Raw genomic sequence first — 22,961 nt, forward strand, 5'->3', positions numbered from 1 at the left:
TGGCCGCCGCGAAGTCATCGGTCGTGGGCCCGCGGCGTCGGGTGGAGGCGGACGCGCGAGACCTGGTGCCGGTGGCGGCACGGACCTCGATGCCGGAAGTGTCGGTGCCCGCGCCTACCCTTGGAGGGCTATGACATCGCTCTTCGAGAACCTGCCGCTGCCCGGATTCGACCTCGCGTCCCTCGGGGACTCGTCGCGCCTGCCGTCCACCGCGCCGCGGTGGGACGAGGCGCCCGACGGCGGAGGTTCCGCCCGCGCGGGCAAGCGCCCCGCGCGCGGCTCGTCGGGGGCGGGCGGCGCCGGGGCGCACGACGAGGACGGGCACCGCTCGGGCGGGTTCTCGCACATCGACCCGGAGTCGCTCCTCGACGGGCTCAACCCGGAGCAGCGCGAGGCCGTCGTGCACTCGGGCAGCCCTCTGCTCATCGTCGCGGGGGCCGGCTCGGGCAAGACGCGCGTGCTCACGCACCGCATCGCCTACCTGCTCGCGACGGGGCGTGCCCGGCCGGGCGAGATCCTCGCGATCACCTTCACCAACAAGGCTGCGGCGGAGATGCGCGAGCGCGTCGAGTCGCTCATCGGCCCGGCGGCCAAGTACATGTGGGTCTCGACGTTCCACTCGGCGTGCGTGCGGATCCTGCGCAAGGAGGCCTCGGCGCTCGGGCTCAAGTCGAGCTTCTCCATCTATGACGCGGCGGACTCCCAGCGACTCATCACGCTGGTCAGCCGCGAGCTCAACCTGGACGTGAAGAAGTACCCCGCGCGGACGCTGTCCAACAAGATCTCGGACCTCAAGAACGAGCTGATCGACCCCGAGCGCTACGCGCGGGAGAGCGGCGCGTCGGCTGCCGACGGCGCTCCCGGTGATCACGCCCCCGCCAACGCGTTCGACCAGGTCCTGTCCGACGTCTACACGCGATACCAGGCCCGCCTCGCGCAGGCCCACGCGCTCGACTTCGACGACATCATCATGACCACGGTCAACCTCCTCCAGGCGTTCCCCGCGGTCGCGGAGCACTACCGCCGCCGGTTCCGGCACGTGCTGGTCGACGAGTACCAGGACACCAACCACGCGCAGTACGTGCTGGTGCGCGAGCTCGCAGGGGCCTCGGCCCCCGCGCCGGAGGACGGCGAGGGCACGTGGGCGCCGGGCACCGTCCCCCCCGGGGAGCTCACGGTCGTCGGTGACGCCGACCAGTCGATCTACGCGTTCCGCGGTGCGACCATCCGCAACATCCTCGAGTTCGAGGCCGACTACCCGAACGCACGCACCATCCTGCTCGAGCAGAACTACCGCTCGACGCAGAACATCCTCTCGGCAGCGAACGCCGTGATCTCGCGCAACATCGACCGCAAGCCCAAGCGCCTGTGGACCGACGCGGGGGCGGGCGTCAAGATCATCGGCTACGTCGCGGACAACGAGCACGAGGAAGCGCGGTTCATCGCCGAGGAGATCGACCGCCTCGGCGACTCGGACGGCGTGCGCCCGGGCGACGTCGCGATCTTCTACCGGACCAACGCCCAGTCCCGTGCGCTCGAGGAGGTGCTCATCCGCGTCGGCCTGCCGTACAAGGTCGTCGGTGGCACGCGCTTCTACGAGCGGCGTGAGATCAAGGACGCGATCGCCTACCTGCGCGCCATCGCGAACCCCGACGACGACGTGAACCTGCGGCGCATCCTCAACGTGCCCAAGCGCGGGCTCGGCGACCGCGCAGAGGCGCTCGTCGCGGCGTTCGCCGAGCGCGAGCGCATCTCGTTCGCCGCGTCGCTCGACCGCGCCGAGGAGATCCCGGGCATGACGACCCGGACCCTCAACCCGCTGCGCACCTTCCGCGAGCTGTTCCACGGGCTCCTCGACCTGTACGCGACGGGCGCGACGCCCGCGGAGATCCTCGGTGCGGTCCTCGACCGCTCGGGCTACCTCGCCGAGCTCCGTGCGAGCGAGGACCCGCAGGACGGTTCGCGCGTCGAGAACCTCGCCGAGCTGCACGCGGTGGCCAGCGAGTTCACCGAGCTCGAGCCCGAGGGCGACCTCACGGACTTCCTGGAGCGGGTCTCGCTCGTCGCGGACTCGGACCAGATCCCGTCGAGCGACGACGAGGGGCACGAGGGCAAGCCCGTCGTGGACCCCGGCGTCGTGACCCTCATGACGCTCCACACGGCCAAGGGCCTCGAGTTCCCCGTCGTGTTCCTCAGCGGCATGGAGGACGGCACGTTCCCGCACATGCGCTCGCTGCATGACGACAGCGAGCTCGCCGAGGAGCGCCGGCTCGCGTACGTGGGCATCACGCGCGCCCGGGAGCGGCTCTACATCTCGCGCTCCGCGGTGCGCTCGGCGTGGGGCATGGCCAACGAGTTCCCGCCCAGCCGCTTCCTGGACGAGATCCCCGAGGACCTGTGGGACTGGCGCCGCAGGGAGTCGTCCATGGCGACCCTGCGCGGGCCCGGCGGGTACACGGGCGGGTGGGGCTCGTCGTCGGGCGGTTCGCGCGGCGGCTCAGGCACCGGCACCGGCTACGGCTCCGGAGGCTCGGGCTCGCGCAACGGCGCGGTGCGCACCCGCTCGGTCACGCCCAACCCGGACGGCCCCAAGTTCGGCTCGGCGACGCCGCGCAAGGAGGGGGACATCCCCTCGCTCGCGATCGGCGACAAGGTCACGCACGACGCCTACGGGCTCGGCACGGTCGTCGCTGTCGAGGGCGCGGGCACCAACGCGGTCGCCAAGATCGACTTCGGCGCGGACGGCACCAAGCGGCTCCTGCTGCGGTTCTCGCCCGTCACCAAGCTGTAGGGCGCCCGCCCGCCTCACTGCCCGACGGCGCGGCTCACCTCCCGGGGTGAGCGACGTCGTCGGGCATCACCTGCGCCCGGCACGAATGGCCTCCTCCCGGGTGCGTCGCGCGCTGCCCCGGGACGCCCGAGGTGTGGCCAAGGAGACAGCGCCACGGTCGCGGTTCGGACTGCCTCGTCTAGGTCCCCGCGTGTCGCCGGGCTACCCTGTGATGGGATGTCTCGATGTCGAGACATCGGTAGGCCGGTCAGGCAGTCAGATGGAAGGACGACACAGGGTGGACCTGTTCGAATACCAGGCGCGCGACATCTTCGAGAAGCACGGGGTTCCCGTGCTGGGCGGCGTGGTTGCCACGACCCCCGAAGAGGCTCGCGAGGGCGCTGAGAAGCTCGGTGGCGGGACCGTGGTCGTCAAGGCCCAGGTCAAGGTCGGCGGTCGCGGCAAGGCGGGCGGCGTCAAGCTTGCCCACTCGCCCGAGGAGACGGCCGAGAAGGCGTCCGAGATCCTCGGCATGGACATCAAGGGCCACACGGTCCACCGCGTCATGATCGCGGAGGGCGCGAAGATCGCCGAGGAGTTCTACTTCTCGGTGCTCCTCGACCGGGCCAACCGCTCGTACCTCGCCATGGCGAGCGTCGAGGGCGGCATGGAGATCGAGGTCCTCGCGGTCGAGCGCCCCGAGGCGCTCGCCAAGGTCGCGGTGGACCCGACCGTCGGCATCGACCAGGCCAAGGCCGACGAGATCGTCGCCGCCGCCGGGTTCGCCGACGACATCAAGGCGCAGGTCGCCGACGTCATCCAGAAGCTGTGGACCGTCTACAAGGAGGAGGACGCGACCCTGGTCGAGGTCAACCCCCTGGTCCGCACCGAGGACGGCTCGATCGTCGCTCTCGACGGCAAGGTGACCCTCGACGAGAACGCGGGCTTCCGCCACGCCGACCACGAGGCGCTCGAGGACAAGGACGCGGCCGATCCTCTCGAGGCCAAGGCCAAGGAGAACGACCTCAACTACGTCAAGCTCGACGGCCAGGTCGGCATCATCGGCAACGGTGCGGGGCTCGTCATGAGCACGCTCGACGTCGTCGCCTACGCGGGTGAGCAGCACGGCGGCGTCAAGCCCGCCAACTTCCTCGACATCGGCGGCGGCGCGTCCGCGGCCGTCATGGCCGCGGGCCTGGACGTCATCCTCAACGACGAGCAGGTCAAGAGCGTGTTCGTGAACGTCTTCGGCGGCATCACGGCGTGCGACGAGGTCGCCAACGGCATCGTCCAGGCGCTCGCGATCCTCGGTGACGAGGCGAACAAGCCGCTCGTCGTCCGCCTGGACGGCAACAACGTCGAGGAGGGGCGCGCGATCCTCGCGGAGGCGAACCACCCGCTCGTCACCCTGGCCGAGACGATGGACGGCGGCGCCGACAAGGCTGCCGAGCTGGCCAACGCCGCTTCCTGACCCGAGACCCGAGAGAGAAAACAGACAGACATGGCAATCTTCATCAACGAGGACTCCAAGGTCATCGTCCAGGGCATGACGGGTTCGGAGGGCCAGAAGCACACGACGCGCATGCTGGCCTCCGGCACCAACATCGTGGGTGGCGTGAACCCGCGCAAGGCCGGCACCTCGGTCAGCTTCCCGAAGGGCGGGGGCGACGAGGGCACTGTCGACGTCCCCGTCTTCGGGTCCGTCGCCGAGGCGATCGCCGCCACGGGCGCCGACGTCTCCGTGATCTTCGTGCCCCCGGCGTTCACCAGGTCGGCGGTCGTCGAGTCCATCGAGGCCGGCATGCCGCTGACCGTCATCATCACCGAGGGCGTCCCGGTCGCGGACTCCGCGGAGTTCTTCACCCTGGCCGAGGCCAAGGGCGTCCGCCTCATCGGCCCCAACTGCCCGGGCATCATCAGCCCCGGGAAGTCGAACGTCGGGATCATCCCGGCCGACATCACGGGCCCCGGCAAGATCGGGCTCGTCTCGAAGTCCGGCACGCTGACCTACCAGATGATGTACGAGCTGCGTGACTTCGGGTTCTCGACCGCGATCGGCATCGGCGGCGACCCCATCATCGGCACCACGCACATCGACGCCCTCGCGGCGTTCGAGGCGGACCCCGACACCGAGGCGATCGTCATGATCGGCGAGATCGGTGGCGACGCCGAGGAGCGTGCCGCGGCGTACATCCAGGCGCACGTGACCAAGCCGGTCGTCGGCTACGTCGCGGGCTTCACTGCACCCGAGGGCAAGACGATGGGCCACGCAGGCGCCATCGTCTCGGGCTCGTCGGGCACCGCGCAGGCCAAGAAGGAGGCCCTCGAGGCCGCGGGCGTCAAGGTCGGCAAGACGCCGTCCGAGACCGCCGCTCTCATGCGCGAGATCCTCTCCTGACCTCGCACGCCTGAGCAGCACCATCCGACGGCGTCCGGCCTTGAGGCCGGGCGCCGTCGGCGTACCCTGAGGACCCCGCTCCTGGGCGGGTCTCGGGCGCGCCGCACGACGTGCCCCACGACGCCCGACCGATCGACGACGATGGAGACCATGACCACGCCGACCCAGTCCGCCGCAGCCCGGCGCGGGACGCCCCGCACGCTCGAGGAGCCCGTCGGGGGCCCACGGCGCCCGCTCGAGGCCCCTCGGCGCTGGGTCTCCGGTCTCGTCGCAGCGCTCCAGGCGCTCGCGCTCTCGCTCGCCGTCGTGATCCTGCCGGCCGTCGCGGCGTTCCTCGCGTCCTCGGCAGGTCCGGCCGACGACGGCACGGGCTGGGGGCAGTCGGTGTCGGTCGCGGCCGGGCTGTGGCTGCTCGCGCACGGGGTCTCGCTGGCCGCTGCGGGGACGACGGTGACGCTCGTCCCGCTGGGGCTCACGGCCCTGGCGCTCTTCACGTGCTACGCCTCGGCGCGGCGCTCGGCGCACACCGCCTGGTCCGCGTGGGCCGTGGGCGTGGGCGTGTACGCGCTCATGACCCTGGGGATCGCGCTGCTGTCCGGTTCGGCGCCGGGCTGGGACGTCCTGTTCGCCCCGCTGGGTGGTGCGGTCGTCGCCGCCCTCGGGCTGGGAGCCGGGATCCTCGCGCGCCCCGACGCGCCCCGGGTCGGCGAGCTGACCGCGGTCCTGGACCCCTACGTCCCGCCGGTCGTCCGGCTGGGCGCGCGCGCGGGCCTGCTGGGCGTCGCCCTGCTCGTGGGGCTCTCGAGCGTCGTGCTGGGCGTCTGGGTCGTGGCCGGGCGTGCGACCGCAGCCGACATCATCACGGGGCTCGCCCCCGGTGCGGTGGGCGGCCTGATCCTCGCCGTCGCCCAGCTCACGGTCGTGCCGAACCTGGTGCTGTGGGTGAGCTCGTGGCTCGCCGGTCCCGGCTTCGTGGTCGGTGACGGCAGCAGCTTCACGACCGCAGCCTCCGACCCCGGCGCGCTGCCCGCGATCCCGCTCCTGGGGGCGCTGCCGGGAGCCGAGTGGACGACGGTCCTCGCCTCGTTCTCCCCGGTGCTCGTGGTGGTCATGGGTCTGGTCGCCGGGGCGTTCGTGTGGCGCCGGTGCGGAGGGCTCGACGCCCGCTGGACCGACCTGGGGCTCGCAGTCCTGGGTGTCGCCCTGGCCTCGGGACTGCTCGTGGTGACGCTGCAGGTCGCGGCGGGTGGTGCCGTCGGGCCCGGACGCATGGCGCACGTGGGGGCGCCGCCCCTGCTCTCCGGTGGGCTCGTCGCGGCGGAGATCGCCGGGGGAGCGGCGCTCGCCCTGGTCTGGGGCAAGGCGGCCGTGACCGAGCGGGTGCGCCACCGCCACGACGAGGAGCCCGACGACGGGGCGCACCCCGGCGACTGAGGTCGCCCGGGGCGCGGCGTCGAGGCGTCTACCGGGTACGGCCTACCGGCCGAGCTGGTCCTTGGTCCACTGCTCGCGCGCCTGCTCGTACTGGACTGCGCACTCCTGCTGCGCCGCGACCGTGATCGCGCCGTCGAGGCAGGCCTGGTTGTCCATCTCGATGTCCCACATCGCGAGGCCGCCGATCATCGACAGCGACATGGTCACCGTCAGGCCCAGGCCGACGGCGACCGCGGGCAGCAGCGCCCCGCCGAGCCGGGCACGCCAGACCGCACGCAGCGCGCGCACGCCGAACACGATGGTCACGACCGCGAAGAACAGGCTCGCGACCCGCCAGGGGAAGGCCAGCGAGCTCGTGACGAGGGTGACGAGCATGAGCAGCCCGAAGTGCAGCACCTGGCGCGTCGTGGCGCGCAGCTGCTCGGGGTCGACGTGCGCGAGCGGGTCGGGCTTGCCCGGCCCACCGGGGCCCTGAGGAGCGCCGGGGCCCGACGGTCCGCCGGTGCGGCCGTGACCGGGAGGCGGGCCCTGCTGCGGGCCCCGAGGGGCGCCGGGAGGTCCCTGCACCGGGGGAGGGGTGGGCTGTCGCGCCTCGTCGGTCGGCTTCTGGGCGCCGGGACGTGGGGGCGCGTACGGGTTGCCCATGGGCAGCTCCTCGGTGCTTCGCGGATGGCACGGGAGGGGGCCGGTGCTCGTCCCCGGGGCCCGGAGGACGCGGAGCAGACCGGCGCCTCTCCGGCGCGGACTAGGGTGGTGCCTGGCTATTCTCCCGCATTCTCCCCCCACCGCAGACGCCCTTGAGGAGCACCGTGCGCACACCTTCCGGTCAGCCCATCGACACGACGAGCGCGGCGCGCGTCGTCGTCCTGGTCTCAGGGGCGGGGAGCAACCTCGCGGCGCTGCTCGCGGCGCACGAGGACCCCGCCTACGGGGCGCGGGTCGTGGGCGTCGTCACGGACAAGCCGGGTGCAGGGGCGCTCGACCTGGCGCGCGAGGCGGGGGTCGCGTCGGTCGTGGTCGCGCCGGGTGACTTCGCGGACCGCGACGCGTGGAACGACGGCGTCGCAGAGGCTGTGGCGGTCTTCTCGCCCGACCTGGTGGTCCTCGCGGGCTTCATGCGCATCCTCAGCCCGGCGTTCGTGGACCGGTTCGCGGGCCGGACCATCAACACGCACCCCGCGCTGCTGCCCTCGTTCCCCGGCGCGCACGGCGTGCGCGACGCGCTCGCGTACGGCGTCAAGGTCACGGGCTGCACGGTCCACGTGGTCGACAACGGTGTGGACACGGGGCCGATCATCGCGCAGGCGACCGTGGCGGTCGAGGACACCGACGACGAGTCCACGCTGCACGAGCGCATCAAGGTCGCCGAGCGGGCGCTGCTGGTCGAGACGGTCGGTCGCGCGGCGCGCGAGGGCTTGCGGGTCGAGGGGCGTCGGGCGCTGCTGGGCTGAGGGCCTCCACGGGTCTGCACCGCTAGTGAGCGACCCGGGGGTTTGAAGAGCGCGCCTGCCGAGAGTTCGTCGTGCCGAGCTCGGCTGACGGGGCCCGGGCGCGCCCGCTGCACCGGGCGGTGCGTGCCCTGATCCCGACGGCGCTGGACGTGCTCGGCGATCTCGGCGTCCTGGCGGTGCGCCAACGGGTCCACCGGATCTGAAGCTCGGACCCTTGACTCGCCTCGTGGTCAACGAGTACGTTGATCAACGTAACTGTTGATCACGACGAGCAGGCCGACATGACCCTCCTGGACGACCCGCACGACGACACCGACGCCGCCCTCGACCGCGCGTTCCTCGCGCTGGCCGACCCGGTCCGCCGGAGCATCGTCGCCACGCTGTCCAGGGGACCGGCCACGGTCAACGAGCTCGCCGCACCCTTCCCCATCACGAAGCAGGCCGTGTCCCGGCACATCCAGGTCCTCGAGACCGCGGGTCTCATCACCCGTACCCGGGACGGCCAACGACGACCCTGCCACCTCGACCCCGCCGCGCTCGAACGGCTCACGGCATGGATCGACGAGTACCGGCTCACCGCGGAGCGGCAGTACCGCCGGCTCGACGCCCTCCTCGGGCGACTCCAGGCGACGTCGTCGGACCCATCGAAGGAGCAGTCATGAGCAGCAAGCACCCCACGACCGTCACAGCCCCTCCGGGGACGCCTTTCATCGAGATCGTCCGCGACGTCGACGCACCGCGCCCCCTCGTGTTCCGGGCCTACACCGACCCCGCCCTGGTCACGCAGTGGCTCGGTCCGCGCCGCTACGAGATGGTCCTCGACCACTGGGACGCCCGGACGGGCGGCTCGTGGGCCTACGTGCACCGCGCAGGCGAGGAGGAGTACGGGTTCTTCGGCGCGTTCCACTCGGTCGTCCCGGACACGAGCGCCGTCCAGACGTTCGAGTTCGCGGGCGCACCCGGTCACGTGAGCCTCGACACCGTCTCGTTCGAGGACCTTCCCAACGGCGGGACCAGGATCGTCACGCGCTCGGTCCACCAGTCGGTCGAGGCCCGCGACGCCATGGTCGGCTCGGGAATGGCCGACGGCATGAGCGAGGGCTTCGAACGCCTCGACGAGCTGCTGGCCTCGGACGCCGTCGCCTGAGACCCGGCGGTCGCCGGTCGCCGTCCGTCGAGACTGTGGGGTGACCCGCTGGTCGCTGGGCCGCCGGCGCTGGCCGTGCCTGACATGTGGCGGTCGTCGGCCACCGCCCGTCGGCTGCCGGGATCGCTGAGAACCGTCCGGGAATCGGGCGCCTCCGCGAGATGCGGCCGGTGGGGGTCGAAACGCGGATTCCGACCCCCACGAGCCGCATCTCGCGGGCGGTGACCGTGGGCGACCCCGACGCCTGAGGCGCGCGGCGCCGTCGGGCCGACCTGGCGGTACCCCCGCCTGCCTCGTCCGCTCGGGAGCGTGCGTTCCGTCGAGATGCGGCCAGTGGGGGTCGAAATGCGGTTTCCGGCCCCCATGAGCCGCATCTCGCGGGCGGTGACCGTGGGGGACCCGGACGCCCGAGGCGCGCGGCGCCGTCGGGCCGACGCGGCGCCGTCGGGCCGACGCGGCGCGGCGCGGCGCCCACCCGCCGCACCACCCACCCAGCCCCGCACCCTCTCCGCGCAGCGCGCCGCCCAGCCGACACCCGCCCCCAGCCCGCCGCGAACCGGGCACGGTAAGATCGGAGGCGGCCGCGACTGGCGAGGGTGGGAACGACCACCGGGGAGCGTCCGATCGACCTGTTGGTGCGTCGTCCGCCTGGGCGCCTGGGTGACCGGTATCTTCCCGCGACCCGCTGACGACCCACAGGAGCACTCCGATGTCCGTACGTTCCCATGCAGCCCCCGCCCCCGGCACGGTCCAGATCGCCGACGACGCCCAGCGTCCCGTGCGCCGCGCACTGCTGAGCGTCTACGACAAGACCGGCCTGGTCGAGCTCGCCACGGCTCTGCACGCCGCGGGCGTCGAGCTCGTCTCGACCGGCTCGACCGCGTCGACCGTCGCCGCCGCCGGCATCCCCGTGACCAAGGTCGAGGAGCTCACGGGCTTCCCCGAGTGCCTCGAGGGGCGCGTCAAGACGCTGCACCCGCGCGTGCACGCCGGGATCCTCGCGGACACCCGCAAGGCGGACCACCTCGAGCAGCTTGCTCAGCTCGAGATCGCACCGTTCGAGCTCGTGGTCGTCAACCTGTACCCGTTCGCGGACACGGTCGCGTCGGGCGCCGGTCCCGACGCCGTGATCGAGCAGATCGACATCGGCGGCCCCTCGATGGTCCGCGCCGCGGCGAAGAACCACCCGAGCGTGGCCGTCGTCGTCGACCCGGCCGCCTACGGCGACGTGATCGCCGCGGTCCAGGCGGGCGGCTTCACGTACGCGCAGCGCAAGCTCCTCGCAGCGCAGGCGTTCGTGCACACCGCGACCTACGACGTCGCGGTGGCGTCCTGGATGAGCAGCGTCGTCGCGCCCACGGACACGCTCCAGACCGAGGCGGGCCCGGTCTCGACCGGCTTCCCCGCGTGGGTCGGCGCCACCTGGGACCGCTCCGACGTGCTGCGCTACGGCGAGAACCCGCACCAGCGCGCCGCGCTCTACACCAACGGGCACGGCGCCTCGGGCCTCGCGCAGGCGACCCAGCTCCACGGCAAGGCGATGAGCTACAACAACTACGTCGACGCCGACGCCGCGTGGCGCGCCGCGCACGACCATGGCGACGCCCCGACGGTCGCGATCATCAAGCACGCCAACCCGTGCGGCGTCGCGGTCGGCACCGACGTGGCCGACGCCCACGCCAAGGCGCACGCGACCGACCCGGTCTCCGCGTTCGGCGGGGTCATCGCGACCAACGCCGTGGTGACCGCGGCTGCGGCCGAGCAGATCGCGGGCGTCTTCACCGAGGTCGTCGTGGCCCCGGGCTACGAGCCCGAGGCGCTCGAGATCCTCTCGCGCAAGAAGAACATCCGCCTGCTCCAGGTCGACGGCGCCCCGAGCGCGGGCGTCGAGATCCGCCCCATCTCGGGTGGTCTGCTCATGCAGCAGGTCGACCGCCTGGACGCCGCGACCGAGAACGGTGGCGACAGCCCCGAGTCGTGGACCCTCGCGACGGGCGAGGCCGCCGACGCCGAGACGCTCGCGGACCTCGCGTTCGCGTGGCGGGCCGTGCGTGCCGCGAAGTCGAACGCGATCCTGCTCGCCAAGGGCGGGGCCGCGGTCGGCATCGGCATGGGCCAGGTCAACCGCGTCGACTCGTGCCGCCTGTCGGTCGAGCGCGCCAACACGCTCGGCGCCGAGGGCGAGGAGCGCGCGCGCGGCTCGGTCGCAGCGTCCGACGCGTTCTTCCCCTTCGCCGACGGCCTGCAGGTCCTGCTCGACGCGGGCGTCAAGGCCGTCGTGCAGCCCGGGGGCTCGGTCCGTGACGACGAGGTCATCGCGGCCGCGCAGGCCGCAGGCGTCACGCTGTACCTGACGGGCACGCGCCACTTCGCGCACTGACCCGTCCCGTTGACGACCACGCGGTCGTCGGGCCCTGACCGGGCGCGGCGACCGCGTGGCCGCGCAGCGACACCGCACCGTTCGACTCCCGGAGGGGCAGCTCGATCGCCCCCCACCCCCAGGAGTCCGTCATGAGCACCCCCCTCACCGTCGTCGCTGCGCTGCGTTCGCCCCGGCTCCTGCGCACCGAGGTCCTGGGCGGCCTCGTCGTCGCGCTGGCCCTGATCCCCGAGGCGATCTCGTTCTCGATCATCGCGGGCGTGGACCCGCGCGTGGGGCTCTTCGCGTCGTTCACGATGGCGGTGTCGATCGCGTTCCTGGGCGGACGCCCCGCGATGATCTCGGCCGCGACCGGGGCCGTGGCCCTCGTGATCGCGCCTGTGATGCGCGAGCACGGGTTCGACCACCTCGTCGCGACGGTCCTGCTCGCGGGGATGATCCAGATGGTGCTGGCCCTGCTCGGGGTCGTGAGGCTGCTGCGGTTCATCCCCCGCTCGGTCATGGTCGGGTTCGTCAACGCGCTCGCGATCCTCGTGGCGCTGGCCCAGCTCCCGCAGCTCGTCGCCGTCCCGTGGCTCGTCTACCCGCTGGTCGCGGCGGGGATCGCGATCATCGTCGGGCTCCCGCGATGGACGACGGTCGTCCCCGCCCCGCTGGTCGCGATCGTCGCCCTCACAGCCGCGGTGGTACTGTCCGGGGCGCACGTCCCGACAGTCGGCGACCAGGGCGCGCTGCCCGACTCGTTGCCGTCGCTCTTCTGGCCCGACGTCCCCTGGACCCTCGAGACGCTGCGCACCATCGCGCCCTACGCGCTGGGCATGGCCCTCGTCGGGCTGCTCGAGTCGCTCATGACGGCCAAGCTCGTCGACGAGATCACCGACACGGGGTCGAGCAGGACCCGCGAGGCCTGGGGGCAGGGCGGTGCGAACATCGTCACGGGTCTCTTCGGCGGCATGGGTGGCTGCGCGATGATCGGGCAGACCATGATCAACGTCAAGGTCTCGGGCGCGCGCACCCGGTTGTCGACGTTCCTGGCCGGGGTCTTCCTCCTGGTGCTCGTCGTGGCCCTGGGCGACCTGGTGGCCCTCATCCCCATGGCAGCGCTCGTCGCGGTCATGCTCATGGTGTGCGTCGCGACGTTCGACTGGCACTCGGTCCGGCCCAGCACGCTGCGGCGCATGCCCTGGAGCGAGACGGCCGTCATGCTCGTCACGGTCGTCGTGACGGTCGTGACGCACAACCTCGCGTTCGGCGTGGTGAGCGGCGTCCTGGTCGCGATGGTCGCGTTCGCGCGGAGGGTCGCGCACCTGACGCAGGTCACGAGCGAGGACGGGCCCGACGGCGAGCGCACCTACCGCGTGACGGGCGCCCTGTTCTTCGCGTCGTCGAACGACCTGGTGCACCAGTTCGCGTACGCGACCGACCCGGACGACGTCACGATCGACCTGAGCGGCGCGCACGTGTGGGACGCGTCGAGCGTCGCGACGCTCGACGCGGTCAGCACCAGGTATGCGTCGCTCGGCAAGAACCTGACCCTCGTGGGGCTCAACGAGGACAGCGCCCGGCGGCACGCCCGGCTCGGCGGTCGCCTGGGCTGAGAGCCTGGCACCTGCGGCCGCCGCTCCGTCAGACGACCGCGTCGCGCAGCCTGCGCGACGGGTCCGTCGCGACCTCGACGTCGACGTGCAGCGCCACGTCGCGGTTCATGAGCTTGCGCACCTGGCCCACCTCGCGCGGGGCGTCGACCACGAGGACCGCGCGCACGGTCGCGAGCCGGTGCCCCTCGGTGTTGGTGCGGTGCGCGCCCGCGACGGTCTCGAGGTACAGCGCGATCCAGCCCTCGTGGCCCGACCCGCCGCCGCTCGGGTCGCCGCGGTAGACGACCTCGTGGAAGGGCGAGGGCGTGCCGAACAGCGCGATGTCGTGCCCGAGCTGCTGCGAGAAGACGTACGGCGCGTGCTGGGGGACCGGGGCGAGCCCGAGCAGCTCGCGGACGGGCTGCGGCTCGGCGGGCATCTCGTCGACGCCCAGGAGGGCGCGGACGGTCGGTTCGGGGTCGTGCAGCGCGGCGGACCAGTGCCCGCCGGGCACGGGGCCGAACACCGCGTTGTCGCGCGTCGCGCAGTCCCCGACCGCGTACAGGCGGCGCAGCGCCTTGAGGGGCAGGTGCCCCGAGGTGCCCGACGGCGACGCGACGGTCGGGGGAGCCACCCGCCCCGCGCTGTTGACGCGGATCGAGCCGCGCGGGTCGAGCGGGAGCGTGCCCTTGAGCCACGCGGTCGCGGGGCGTGCGCCCACGGCCGCGAGCACGAGGTCGCCCTCGACCCGTGACCCGTCGGCGAGCACCACGGCCTGGGCTCCCACCTCGGTGACCTGCGCGCCGGTGAGGAGGCGCGCGCCGGCGTCGGCGTACCAGCGGACCAGGTGGGCGCCGACCTCGGCGCCGAGCTGACGCTCGAGCGGGGTCTGCGCGGCCTCGAGCACCGTGACGTCGCAGCCGGCCTTCGCGGCGACCCCGGCGATCTCCGCGCCGATCCAGCCCGCGCCGATCGAGACCAGGCGCGTGCCGGGCGTGAGCCGTTCGCGCAGGCGCGCGGCGTCGTCGGCCGTGTGCAGCGTGAGCGCGGCCTCCCAGCCGGGCGGGCGCACGGGCTCGGAGCCCAGGGCGAGGACCGCGACGTCGGCCGTGACGCGCCGCCCCGACCGGGTCGTGACCGTGACCTCCTCGGTGCCGGGCTCGAGGTCGACCGCCGGGTCGTCGAGCAGCAGCTCGTCGGCGAGCGTGCTGACGTCGACCCCGATCTCCCCGGTCAGCCAGGCCGGCTCGGGCCGGGACAGGAGCTCCTTGGACAAGGGTGGGCGGTCGTAGGGAGGGACACCCTCGGCGCCGAGCAGCGTCACGCGCCCCGTGAAGCCGTGGGTCCGCAGCGCGGCGACCGTCTGCGCGCCGGCGAGGCCCGCGCCCACGACGACGACCGACCCGGCCGCAGGGCGCCGCGAGTGCGGCAGGACATCGGTGGTGACTGGTGAGGGCACGGTCACCACCGTAGTCGGCGGTAGGCTCGGAACCGTGAACTGGTGGGCAGCGTGAGCGACGTCACCGCGCGTGGGCGCGGACCGCACAACGACCCCTCGACGCAGCATCGGCCGGCCGCCGCCCCTGCGTGGCACCGTCTCGACGGTGCGCCCGAGGCGTCGGACGAGGAACGACCGCTCCCTGTCGGGCCGCTCGCGGGCATCCCTCGGGTGAGCGCCGGGAACGGTGCGGGGGGAGTGCAGCCTGCGGAGCAGACGACCGTGGTCGTCGCGCCGGCGCCCCAGAGCAACCTGGCGATGTGGCTCGTGTTCGCGGGCGTCCTGCTCGCGGTCGCGGTGACGCTGCTGGCCGGCGCCCGGGCGGGGGTCTTCGTCATCGTCGGGATCCTGGTCGTCGGGGCGGGGGTCCGCGCGTTCCTGCCCGGCCCCGGACCCGTGGGGCTGACGGTCCGCACCCGCTGGACCGACGTGATCATGTACCTCACGACGGCCACCGTGATGGGTGCCCTCGCGGTCACGGTCCCCAACATCTGAGACGAGACGACGAGGCCCGGTCCGCTGCGGCGGACCGGGCCTCGTCGTGCGGGCGGTGGTTCGGGTCAGGCCTTGGGGGCCGTGCCGTCCTCGTCCGTCGAGTCCTTGCCGGTGCCGGCCTCGGGGACCTCGACCTCGGTGACCTCGACGGTCTCCACGGCCTCGGGCACCTCGACGGCGGGCGAGGCCGCCTCCTCGGCGACCACGGCGGCGGTCGCGGCGGGGGTGCCGGTCAGGTCGGTCTCCTCCTCGACCACGAAGACCTCGTCCTCGGCCAGGAGGTCGTCCTGGACGGGTGCGAAGGCGAACGCGCGGTAGAACAGGGCCGCGATGGCCGCGCCGACGAGCGGGGCGACGATGAAGAGCCAGAGCTGGCTCAGGGCCCACGAGTCGGAGAAGATCGCCGCTGCGATCGAGCGTGCCGGGTTGAGCGAACCGTTGGTGAACGGCGCGGCGATCAGGAGGAGCGCGGCGAGCGACAGGCCGATCGCGGTCGGTGCGAGCTTCGAGTTGGAACGCTTGTCCGTGACGCCGAGGATCACGCCGACGAAGATGGCCGTGACGACGACCTCGATGAGGAACGCCGAGAACCACTCGAACGAGAACGCCCCGCCGGTGCTCGCTGCGAGCGGCGAGTGCTCGCCGAACCCGTTGGCCGTCCCGGAGATGAAGGCCTGCTTGGTCGCGTCGGCGATCACGGCGTTCTGCTGGAGGATCGGGAGCGCTGCGCTGGGGAGCGTCGCGAAGAGGATGAGCGAGGCGATGATTCCGCCGACGATCTGGGCGAGCCAGTAGGGCAGGACGTCGCGCCATGCGGTGCGCCCACCGATCGCGGCGCCGAGCGTCACGGCCGGGTTGAAGTGCCCGCCCGACACGTGGCCCACGGCCGCGATCGCCGCGAGGAGCGCGATGCCGCCCGCGAGCGCGACCGGCAGGACCAGCCCGGCGCCCGTGAAGCGGCCGTAGAGCGCGACCCCGAGGATCGAGAGGACGAGGAAGAACGTACCGAAGGCTTCCGCGCCGAGCCGGGCGAGCAGGCTGGGCCCGACGACGACCGTCGCCTCTTCGACGACCACTGCGTCGGGTGCTGAAGTGTCCTGGGACATGATGTTCCTGTCTCGTGTGCGTGAGGAGTCCGGGAAGGCCGGACCTTCGGGATGAACAGCCGACGTCGGTGCAGAACCGGCATCTCGGTGGCATCCTGCCACCGATCTCTGGGAGTTCGCTGATGAGAACGTGACCAGTCTCACCTGCTGAACTCGAGTGCGCCAGAGGGCGGGCCGACGGCGCGAGGGCGCGAACCGCCGTCGGGCAGGGGGCTGAGGCTCCCGGGAGCCCGCGAGCACCCCTGCGGGGTCGGGCGGAAAGTATCTTGATATCGAGAAGTCGAGTACCCTGGTCGGCGGTCAGCATCGACGGTTCGCGCGCGGAGCCCCGGCACCCGCCGGGCGGCAGCGGGCGGCCTCAGGTTCCCCTCGCAGAGTTGGAGTTACCCCCGCATGGGCAAGATCAAGGTCGTCAATCCGGTCGTCGAGCTCGACGGTGACGAGATGACGCGCATCATCTGGCAGTTCATCAAGGACCGCCTCATCTACCCCTACCTCGACATCGACCTCAAGTACTACGACCTGTCGATCGAGAACCGCGACGCCACCGACGACCAGGTGACGATCGACGCCGCGAACGCGATCAAGCAGTACAACGTGGGCGTCAAGTGCGCGACCATCACCCCCGACGAGGCACGCGTCGAGGAGTTCGGCCTGAAGAAGATGTGGGTCTCCCCGAACGGGACCATCCGCAACATCCTCGGTGGCGTCGTCTTCCGCGAGCCCATCATCATCTCCAACATCCCGCGCCTGGTGCCGGGCTGGAACAAGCCGATCATCATCGGCCGTCACGCGCACGGCGACCAGTACAAGGCGACCAACTTCAAGGTCCCCGGTGCCGGCACCCTGACGCTCACCTACACGCCTGCCGACGGCTCGGAAGAGATCAAGACCGAGGTCGTCACGTACGGTGACGACGGCGGCGTGGCCATGGGCATGTACAACTTCAACGACTCGATCAAGGACTTCGCGCGCGCCTCGTTCGCGTACGGCCTGCAGCGGAACTACCCGGTGTACCTGTCGACCAAGAACACGATCCTCAAGGCCTACGACGGCCAGTTCAAGGACCTGTTCCAGGAGGTCTTCGACGCCGAGTTCAAGGACCAGTTCGAGGCTGCCGGCCTCACCTACGAGCACCGCCTCATCGACGACATGGTCGCCTCGGCCATGAAGTGGGAGGGCGGCTACGTCTGGGCCTGCAAGAACTACGACGGCGACGTCCAGTCCGACACCGTCGCGCAGGGCTTCGGCTCGCTCGGCCTCATGACGTCGGTCCTCATGACCCCCGACGGCAAGACCGTCGAGGCCGAGGCCGCGCACGGCACCGTGACGCGTCACTACCGCCAGCACCAGCAGGGCAAGCCGACGTCGACCAACCCGATCGCGTCGATCTTCGCCTGGACCCGTGGCCTCATGCACCGCGGCAAGATCGACGGCACCCCCGAGGTCACGGCGTTCGCCGAGACGCTCGAGGACGTCGTCATCAAGACCGTCGAGTCCGGCAAGATGACCAAGGACCTCGCGCTCCTGGTCGGCCCGGACCAGGAATGGCTGACGACCGAGGACTTCCTCGCGGCGCTCGACGAGAACCTGGCCGCACGCCTGGCCTGATCCTCGTCCCCGCACGCCCGAGGAACGGGCAGCGCAGGGGCCCGGGACCGGCCCGCGCGTCCCGCGCGCAGGGCGCTCAGGGGTGTGACGGACGCCCCATCCGCAGGGCGTGCGAGTACCCCTGGGGAGCGCCCGGACGTTGTGACAGAGTGTGGACATGACAACTCCCGTGAACGTGACCGTGACCGGAGCCGCTGGTCAGATCGGTTACGCCCTGCTGTTCCGCATCGCCGCAGGCCAGCTCCTCGGACCGGACGTGCCCGTCCGCCTGCGACTCCTCGAGATCCCCCAGGGGGTGAAGGCCGCAGAAGGCACCGCGATGGAGCTCGACGACTGCGCCTTCCCGCTGCTCGCCGGGATCGACATCTTCGACGACCCGCGCGCCGGTTTCGAGGGGGCCAACGTCGGCCTGCTCGTGGGTGCGCGTCCCCGCGGTCCGGGCATGGAGCGCGGTGACCTCCTCGAGGCGAACGGTGGCATCTTCAAGCCCCAGGGCGAGGCGATCAACGCCGGTGCGGCCGACGACATCCGCGTGCTCGTCGTCGGGAACCCGGCGAACACCAACGCGCTCATCGCGGCGTCGAACGCGCCCGACGTGCCGAAGGACCGCTTCACGGCCATGACGCGGCTCGACCACAACCGGGCGCTGACGCAGGTCGCCAAGCGCGCGGGCGTGCCCGTCTCCGAGGTCCGCAAGGTCAGCATCTGGGGCAACCACTCGGCCACGCAGTACCCGGACATCTTCCACGCCGACGTCGCGGGCCGCCCGGGCGCCGAGCTCGCAGCCGACTCCGCCTGGCTCACGGGCGAGTTCATCCCGACCGTCGCCAAGCGCGGCGCCGCGATCATCGACGCGCGGGGCGCGTCGTCGGCCGCCTCGGCCGCGAACGCCGCGATCGACCACGTGTTCGACTGGGTCAACGGCACGCCCGAGGGCGACTGGACGAGCGCGGGCATCGTGTCCGACGGGTCGTACGGCGTCCCCGAGGGCCTCATGGCTTCGTTCCCCGTGGTCTCGCGGGGCGGGACGTGGGAGATCGTCCAGGGGCTCGAGATCTCGGACTTCTCGCGCGAGCGCATCGACGCCTCGGTCGCCGAGCTCGTCGAGGAGCGCGACGCGGTGCGGGGCCTCGGCCTCATCTGAGCGACGAGGGTCGGCGCCCGGGAGCACCGGGCGCCGGCTCTCTGCGCGGCGGGTCCCTGCTGGCCGGTCCGGCGGGTCCGTGGGGCCGGAAAATGCCTGCGTGCACGTCGTACCCTCGCCATAGGATCGGCTGGCCATGACCGATGCACCCACCGGCTCTCCGACCGGCCCAGACCCCGCTCCTTCCTCCCTCTCCGTCACCTCGACGGACCCCGCCCGCCGCCTGGACTGGCGGCGGCTGCGCGGGCCGCAGGCCGTCTTCGCGCTCGCCGCGCTGACCGTCGGGGCGGTCGGCGCTGCGTTCGGCACGGTCGTCGCAGGATGGCTCGCAGCGGACCCGACGACGGCCACGCTCCAGCTCCTGGCCGTGTGCATCGTCAGCGCGGCGCTGCTCGACACGATCGGCCAGGTCGTCTGGGCCGGGGTCGTGGACCGGGCCGAGGGCCGACTGCGCGGCGACCTGCTCGCCGCGGCGCTGCACCAGCCGCTCGCCACGCTCACCGAGCAGGCCGTGGGCGAGGTGCTCGACCGGGTCGACGACGACACCCACGCGGTCGGCACGCTCGTGCGCCGCCAGGCCTGGGGAGCGGGCCGCACGCTCGTCGGCGTGATTCCCATGTGGATCGTCGCCGGGTTGACCTGGTGGCCCGCCTGGATCCTCTTCCCCGTGCTCGGACTGGTCGCCGCGCTGATCGTGCGCCCCATGCTCGGCGAGATCGCGCGCCGCAAGGTGGTCGAGGAAGCGGCCTGGACGGACCATGCGGCCGTGTTCGAGGAGGCGGTCGCGGCACGCGACGACCTGCGCACGAGCCTGGGCCAGTCGTTCGCGGTGCGACGGCTCGCCGAGCGGTCGGCCCAGGTCCACCGACGCTTCGAGGCGGTCCTGTCGGTCGAGTCGCGCATGCTCCGCCGGGCCGGGCTCGTGCTCGCGTCGCTGCTCGCGGGCGTGGCCGTCGCGGGGGCCGCGCTCGCCGCGGACGGCGAGCTGGGCGTCGACCGGCTCGTCACCCTGTTCCTGGTCACCTCGATGTTCGTGGGTCAGACCGACAACCTGGTCCACCACCTCCCGGACATCCAGGAGGGGCTCGGGGCGCTCACGCGCATCCGCCAGATGCTCTCGGTCCCGCCCGAGCCGGCGGGCGGGCGCCCCGTCCCGGACGGGCCCGTAGGCATCGAGCTCCGGGACCTGCACTTCTCGTACGCCGAGGGCACCTTCGCCCTGGCCGGCGTGAGCCTGCACGTGCCCGCGGGCGCGACCGTGGCGCTCGTGGGCCGCACGGGCTCGGGCAAGTCGACGCTCGCGTCGCTGCTGTCGCGGGCGGTCGAGCCGCCCCGGGGCGCGGTGCTCCTCGGCGGCGTGGACGTGCGAGACCTCGACCTGCAGGCGCTGCGCGCCGCGGTCGGGGTCGTGACCCAGCGGACCGAGATCCTCGCGGGCACGCTCGCGGAGAACGTCGCGCTCTTCGCCGACGTGCCGCGGTCGGCCATCGAGGACGCGGTGCGCGAGCTGCGTCTCGACGAGTGGGTCGCCGGCCTGCCGGACGGTCTGGACACGTTGCTCGGACCGGGCGGGACGTCGCTGTCGGCGGGCGAGGAGCAGCTCGTCGCGTTCGCCCGCCTGCTCGTGCGGGACGTCCAGGTCGTGGTCCTCGACGAGGCCACGGCACGCATGGACCCCCTGACCGAGGCCCGCGTCGTGTCGGCGTCGGAGCGGTTGCTCGCGGGGCGCACGGGCGTGCTCGTCGCGCACCGGCTCACGACGATCGAGCGCGCCGGCCTGATCGCGGTGCTCGACCGGGGTCGCGTCGTCCAGCAGGGTGTGCGGGCCACGCTCGCGCGCGTCGCGGGCCCCTATCGCGACCTGCTGGAGGCGAGCGTCGCGCAGGACGGCCGGCCGAGCCCCGTGCTCACCGGCCGCCGGGCGGGCGAGCACGGCGAGGGCAGCGAGGGCAGCGAGGGCACAGCGGCGAACGCGGGGCTCGCCCCTGCCGGCGCGGACGGCGAGGTGGTCTCGGCCGTGGTCGAGGCGGTCGCCGAGACGTCCGGGGCGGACGGGGTGCCCGGCTCGTCCGGCTCGTCGGACGAGGCCGTCGGCGGCCGGCGTCGGCGCGGCGTCCCGCCGACCCTGGCGGACCCGGGCGAAGGCCCCAGCCTCGCGCGCGGCGTGCTGCACGCGCTGTTCGTGCGGCCGGCGTGGGGTGTCGTGGGAGCCGTGCTGTTCCTGGTGGCGAGCCTCGTGTCGGCGCAGGGGGCAGTGACCGGCTTCCTCTGGGGCCACGCGGTCCAGGGGCTCGACGAGGGCTTCCCCGCGGCGCTGCTCGTCCCGTTCGCGGTGCTCCTGGTGGTCGCGCCCCTGTGCCTCGCACGGGCCCTGTACGTCTACCCCCGCTGGTGGATCGAGGTCCTGCTGCGAGTGCGCATGTCGGTCATGACGGGCCAGACGCGCCAGCACCGGCTCTCGGCCACACCCCCGGGCGAGGTCGTGGCGCGCGCCATGGACGCCGACCGGTTCGTGCGGTACGCCGACCGCTGGGTGGACCTCGTCAACGGCCTCGTCATCGCCGGTGTCACGGCGCTGCTGAGCCGGTCGTGGCTCGCCGGGGCCGTGCTGCTCGCGGTCATGGTCGTCTCGGCCGCCGCGTCGACGCTCGGGCGTCCCATCGCGGGCCGCTCGGCGACGCGATCGTCGGCCGCGCGCGCCCGGTTCGGGCGGGCCCTGGTCTCGGCGCTCGACTCGGCGCGCTCGGTCAAGCTCGCCGCCCGGACGCCCCAGGTGCACGCGCACCTGCACGAGGTCGACGCGGGCCGCGTGCGCGCAGCGGTCTTCGAGCACCGCGTGCAGGCCGCGCTCGACGGCGTGCCGCTCGTCATGATCCAGCTCGGCGTCGTCGCGGCCTGGGCCGGGCTCCTCACCGGGACGTGGGACCTCGCGACCGCGCTCCTGGTCGCGAACGCGGTCAACGGCTTCGGCTGGTTCGGCGTCGTCGCCGGGGCGGTCGTGACGGAGGCCCCCGGCACCCGCTCGTGGCAGCGCGCGACGAGCCGCTTCGCCGCCGGGGCGGACCTCATGGACCTGCCCCGCGGGGTCGACCTCCTCACGGGCGAGGCGCCCACGCCCGCCCCGGGCCCGCGTCAGGCGCTCGAGCTCCTGGAGCTCGCGGGGGTGAGCGCGCTGCACGACGACGGCACGATCGGCGTGCACGGCGTCGACCTGAGCGTGGAGCGCGGCGAGCTCGTCCTCCTGCTCGGCCAGGTCGGGTCGGGCAAGTCGAGCCTGCTCGCGGCGCTCGCGGGACTCATGGAGCACACGGGCGACATCCGGTGGAACGGGACGGACGTCGAGGACGCCCAGACCTTCCTGCGCCCGGGCCAGGTCGCGCACGTCGCGCAGGTCCCGCGCGTCCTGTCGGGGACGTTCGCGGACAACGTGCGGCTCGGCCACGAGCGCGAGGTCCACGGCCCGGTCGCGGCCGCGCGCCTCGAACGCGACGTGGTCGAGGCGGGCGGTCACGAGGCGCTCGTGGGGCACCGAGGGGTCCGTCTCTCGGGCGGCCAGGTGCAGCGGCTCGCGCTCGCCCGCGCGCTCGCGACCGACGCCGAGCTGCTCCTGGCCGACGACGTGTCGAGCGCTCTCGACGCCGCGACGGAGATCGAGCTGTGGTCGTCGCTCCGTGAGCGGGGGACCACGGTGATCGGTTCGACCTCGAAGCGTGCGGCGCTGGCCCGCGCGGACCGCGTCGTGGTGCTCCACGAGGGTGCCGTCGCGGAGGTCGGGCCCTGGAGCGACCTGGCGCCACGCTGGAGCCACCTCGCGGGCTGACGTCCTCCGGCCCCCTGGCCCGGCCGGGCAGCGATCACGCTTCCCGGCCGGGCTTCGTGCTGTCCAGGGTCGTCCCCGTCGTGGAGGCCACGGGTTCGGCGTGCCGACATGCGGTTGCACCCTTGCTGCA

General features: G+C 72.9%; 17 protein-coding genes and 1 riboswitch. Of the genes, 14 read left to right on the top strand and 3 right to left on the bottom strand.

The annotated features are described in order from the left end of the window. The first annotated feature begins 130 nt into the window (after positions 1-130). From pcrA to ASE27_RS06145, 4 genes are all read left to right on the top strand, one after another. Positions 131-2,791, top strand: a complete 2,661-nt coding sequence (gene pcrA / locus ASE27_RS06130; protein ID WP_056647585.1) for a DNA helicase PcrA — start codon at positions 131-133, stop codon at positions 2,789-2,791. Between the two features lie 277 nt (positions 2,792-3,068). Next, positions 3,069-4,241: an ADP-forming succinate--CoA ligase subunit beta gene (gene sucC / locus ASE27_RS06135; protein ID WP_056647588.1), complete on the top strand. Its 1,173-nt coding sequence runs from the start codon at positions 3,069-3,071 to the stop codon at positions 4,239-4,241. A 30-nt stretch (positions 4,242-4,271) separates the two neighbouring features. Then, a complete protein-coding gene (gene sucD, locus ASE27_RS06140; protein WP_056647591.1) occupies positions 4,272-5,168 on the top strand; it encodes a succinate--CoA ligase subunit alpha in 897 nt (298 codons plus the stop codon). 150 nt (positions 5,169-5,318) lie between these two features. Continuing rightward, the gene (locus ASE27_RS06145) at positions 5,319-6,602 is read left to right on the top strand and encodes a DUF6350 family protein (protein ID WP_157257408.1); all 1,284 of its coding nucleotides are present in this window, start codon (positions 5,319-5,321) and stop codon (positions 6,600-6,602) included. Between the two features lie 42 nt (positions 6,603-6,644). Here ASE27_RS06145 and ASE27_RS06150 read toward each other — a convergent pair whose 3' ends face one another. Then, a complete protein-coding gene (locus ASE27_RS06150) occupies positions 6,645-7,247 on the bottom strand; it encodes a hypothetical protein (RefSeq protein ID WP_056647601.1) in 603 nt (200 codons plus the stop codon). A 164-nt stretch (positions 7,248-7,411) separates the two neighbouring features. Here ASE27_RS06150 and purN point away from each other — a divergent pair, with 164 nt between their 5' ends. The 6 genes from purN (at position 7,412) to ASE27_RS06175 (ending at position 13,178) form a co-directional block, all read left to right on the top strand. Continuing rightward, on the top strand, positions 7,412-8,053 hold the full coding sequence (gene purN / locus ASE27_RS06155) for a phosphoribosylglycinamide formyltransferase (protein ID WP_056647604.1): 642 nt from the start codon (positions 7,412-7,414) through the stop codon (positions 8,051-8,053). A gap of 71 nt (positions 8,054-8,124) precedes the next feature. Continuing rightward, positions 8,125-8,256 carry a hypothetical protein gene (locus ASE27_RS21065; RefSeq protein WP_255354699.1) on the top strand — a complete coding sequence of 44 codons (132 nt, stop codon included), beginning with the start codon at positions 8,125-8,127 and terminating at the stop codon, positions 8,254-8,256. Between the two features lie 78 nt (positions 8,257-8,334). Further along, the gene (locus ASE27_RS06160; protein WP_056647607.1) at positions 8,335-8,715 is read left to right on the top strand and encodes a helix-turn-helix transcriptional regulator; all 381 of its coding nucleotides are present in this window, start codon (positions 8,335-8,337) and stop codon (positions 8,713-8,715) included. Then, positions 8,712-9,200, top strand: coding sequence for an SRPBCC family protein (locus ASE27_RS06165; protein WP_056647609.1), 489 nt, complete (start codon positions 8,712-8,714; stop codon positions 9,198-9,200). Before ASE27_RS06160 ends, ASE27_RS06165 begins: the two co-directional genes overlap by 4 nt. A gap of 573 nt (positions 9,201-9,773) precedes the next feature. Continuing rightward, a riboswitch (ZMP/ZTP riboswitch) is annotated at positions 9,774-9,861 on the top strand. 48 nt (positions 9,862-9,909) lie between these two features. Further along, on the top strand, positions 9,910-11,580 hold the full coding sequence (purH, locus tag ASE27_RS06170; RefSeq protein ID WP_056647613.1) for a bifunctional phosphoribosylaminoimidazolecarboxamide formyltransferase/IMP cyclohydrolase: 1,671 nt from the start codon (positions 9,910-9,912) through the stop codon (positions 11,578-11,580). 131 nt (positions 11,581-11,711) lie between these two features. Beyond that, positions 11,712-13,178 (top strand): SulP family inorganic anion transporter, encoded by a 1,467-nt coding sequence (locus ASE27_RS06175; protein ID WP_056647616.1) that lies wholly within the window; start codon positions 11,712-11,714, stop codon positions 13,176-13,178. Positions 13,179-13,206: 28 nt separating this feature from the next. Here ASE27_RS06175 and ASE27_RS06180 read toward each other — a convergent pair whose 3' ends face one another. Then, positions 13,207-14,616 (bottom strand): NAD(P)/FAD-dependent oxidoreductase, encoded by a 1,410-nt coding sequence (locus tag ASE27_RS06180; RefSeq protein ID WP_235535368.1) that lies wholly within the window; start codon positions 14,614-14,616, stop codon positions 13,207-13,209. Between the two features lie 51 nt (positions 14,617-14,667). Here ASE27_RS06180 and ASE27_RS19700 point away from each other — a divergent pair, with 51 nt between their 5' ends. After that, positions 14,668-15,150, top strand: a complete 483-nt coding sequence (locus tag ASE27_RS19700) for a DUF3017 domain-containing protein (protein WP_056762531.1) — start codon at positions 14,668-14,670, stop codon at positions 15,148-15,150. 65 nt (positions 15,151-15,215) lie between these two features. Here ASE27_RS19700 and ASE27_RS06190 read toward each other — a convergent pair whose 3' ends face one another. Continuing rightward, positions 15,216-16,256: an aquaporin gene (locus tag ASE27_RS06190; RefSeq protein ID WP_082608614.1), complete on the bottom strand. Its 1,041-nt coding sequence runs from the start codon at positions 16,254-16,256 to the stop codon at positions 15,216-15,218. Between the two features lie 393 nt (positions 16,257-16,649). Between ASE27_RS06190 and ASE27_RS06195 the strand changes: the two genes are divergently transcribed. From ASE27_RS06195 to ASE27_RS06205, 3 genes are all read left to right on the top strand, one after another. Beyond that, the gene (locus tag ASE27_RS06195; protein WP_056647625.1) at positions 16,650-17,867 is read left to right on the top strand and encodes an NADP-dependent isocitrate dehydrogenase; all 1,218 of its coding nucleotides are present in this window, start codon (positions 16,650-16,652) and stop codon (positions 17,865-17,867) included. Between the two features lie 157 nt (positions 17,868-18,024). After that, entirely contained in the window at positions 18,025-19,011 is a 987-nt protein-coding gene (locus ASE27_RS06200; protein ID WP_056647628.1) for a malate dehydrogenase, read from the top strand. 136 nt (positions 19,012-19,147) lie between these two features. Continuing rightward, the gene (locus ASE27_RS06205) at positions 19,148-22,831 is read left to right on the top strand and encodes an ABC transporter ATP-binding protein (RefSeq protein WP_056647631.1); all 3,684 of its coding nucleotides are present in this window, start codon (positions 19,148-19,150) and stop codon (positions 22,829-22,831) included. Positions 22,832-22,961 lie beyond the last annotated feature (130 nt).

Source organism: Oerskovia sp. Root918, assembly GCF_001428945.1.
In the GTDB taxonomy this organism is placed as follows: domain Bacteria; phylum Actinomycetota; class Actinomycetes; order Actinomycetales; family Cellulomonadaceae; genus Oerskovia; species Oerskovia enterophila.

What these genes read in the sequence shown, in the direction of transcription:
- pcrA (WP_056647585.1), top strand. Translation starts at nt 131, where the DNA reads ATGACATCGCTCTTCGAGAACCTGCCGCTGCCCGGATTCGACCTCGCG.
- sucD (WP_056647591.1), top strand. Translation starts at nt 4,272, where the DNA reads ATGGCAATCTTCATCAACGAGGACTCCAAGGTCATCGTCCAGGGCATG.
- ASE27_RS06145 (WP_157257408.1), top strand. Translation starts at nt 5,319, where the DNA reads ATGACCACGCCGACCCAGTCCGCCGCAGCCCGGCGCGGGACGCCCCGC.
- ASE27_RS06150 (WP_056647601.1), bottom strand. Translation starts at nt 7,247, where the DNA reads ATGGGCAACCCGTACGCGCCCCCACGTCCCGGCGCCCAGAAGCCGACC.
- ASE27_RS06160 (WP_056647607.1), top strand. Translation starts at nt 8,335, where the DNA reads ATGACCCTCCTGGACGACCCGCACGACGACACCGACGCCGCCCTCGAC.
- ASE27_RS06165 (WP_056647609.1), top strand. Translation starts at nt 8,712, where the DNA reads ATGAGCAGCAAGCACCCCACGACCGTCACAGCCCCTCCGGGGACGCCT.
- purH (WP_056647613.1), top strand. Translation starts at nt 9,910, where the DNA reads ATGTCCGTACGTTCCCATGCAGCCCCCGCCCCCGGCACGGTCCAGATC.
- ASE27_RS06175 (WP_056647616.1), top strand. Translation starts at nt 11,712, where the DNA reads ATGAGCACCCCCCTCACCGTCGTCGCTGCGCTGCGTTCGCCCCGGCTC.
- ASE27_RS06190 (WP_082608614.1), bottom strand. Translation starts at nt 16,256, where the DNA reads ATGTCCCAGGACACTTCAGCACCCGACGCAGTGGTCGTCGAAGAGGCG.
- ASE27_RS06195 (WP_056647625.1), top strand. Translation starts at nt 16,650, where the DNA reads ATGGGCAAGATCAAGGTCGTCAATCCGGTCGTCGAGCTCGACGGTGAC.
- ASE27_RS06200 (WP_056647628.1), top strand. Translation starts at nt 18,025, where the DNA reads ATGACAACTCCCGTGAACGTGACCGTGACCGGAGCCGCTGGTCAGATC.
- ASE27_RS06205 (WP_056647631.1), top strand. Translation starts at nt 19,148, where the DNA reads ATGACCGATGCACCCACCGGCTCTCCGACCGGCCCAGACCCCGCTCCT.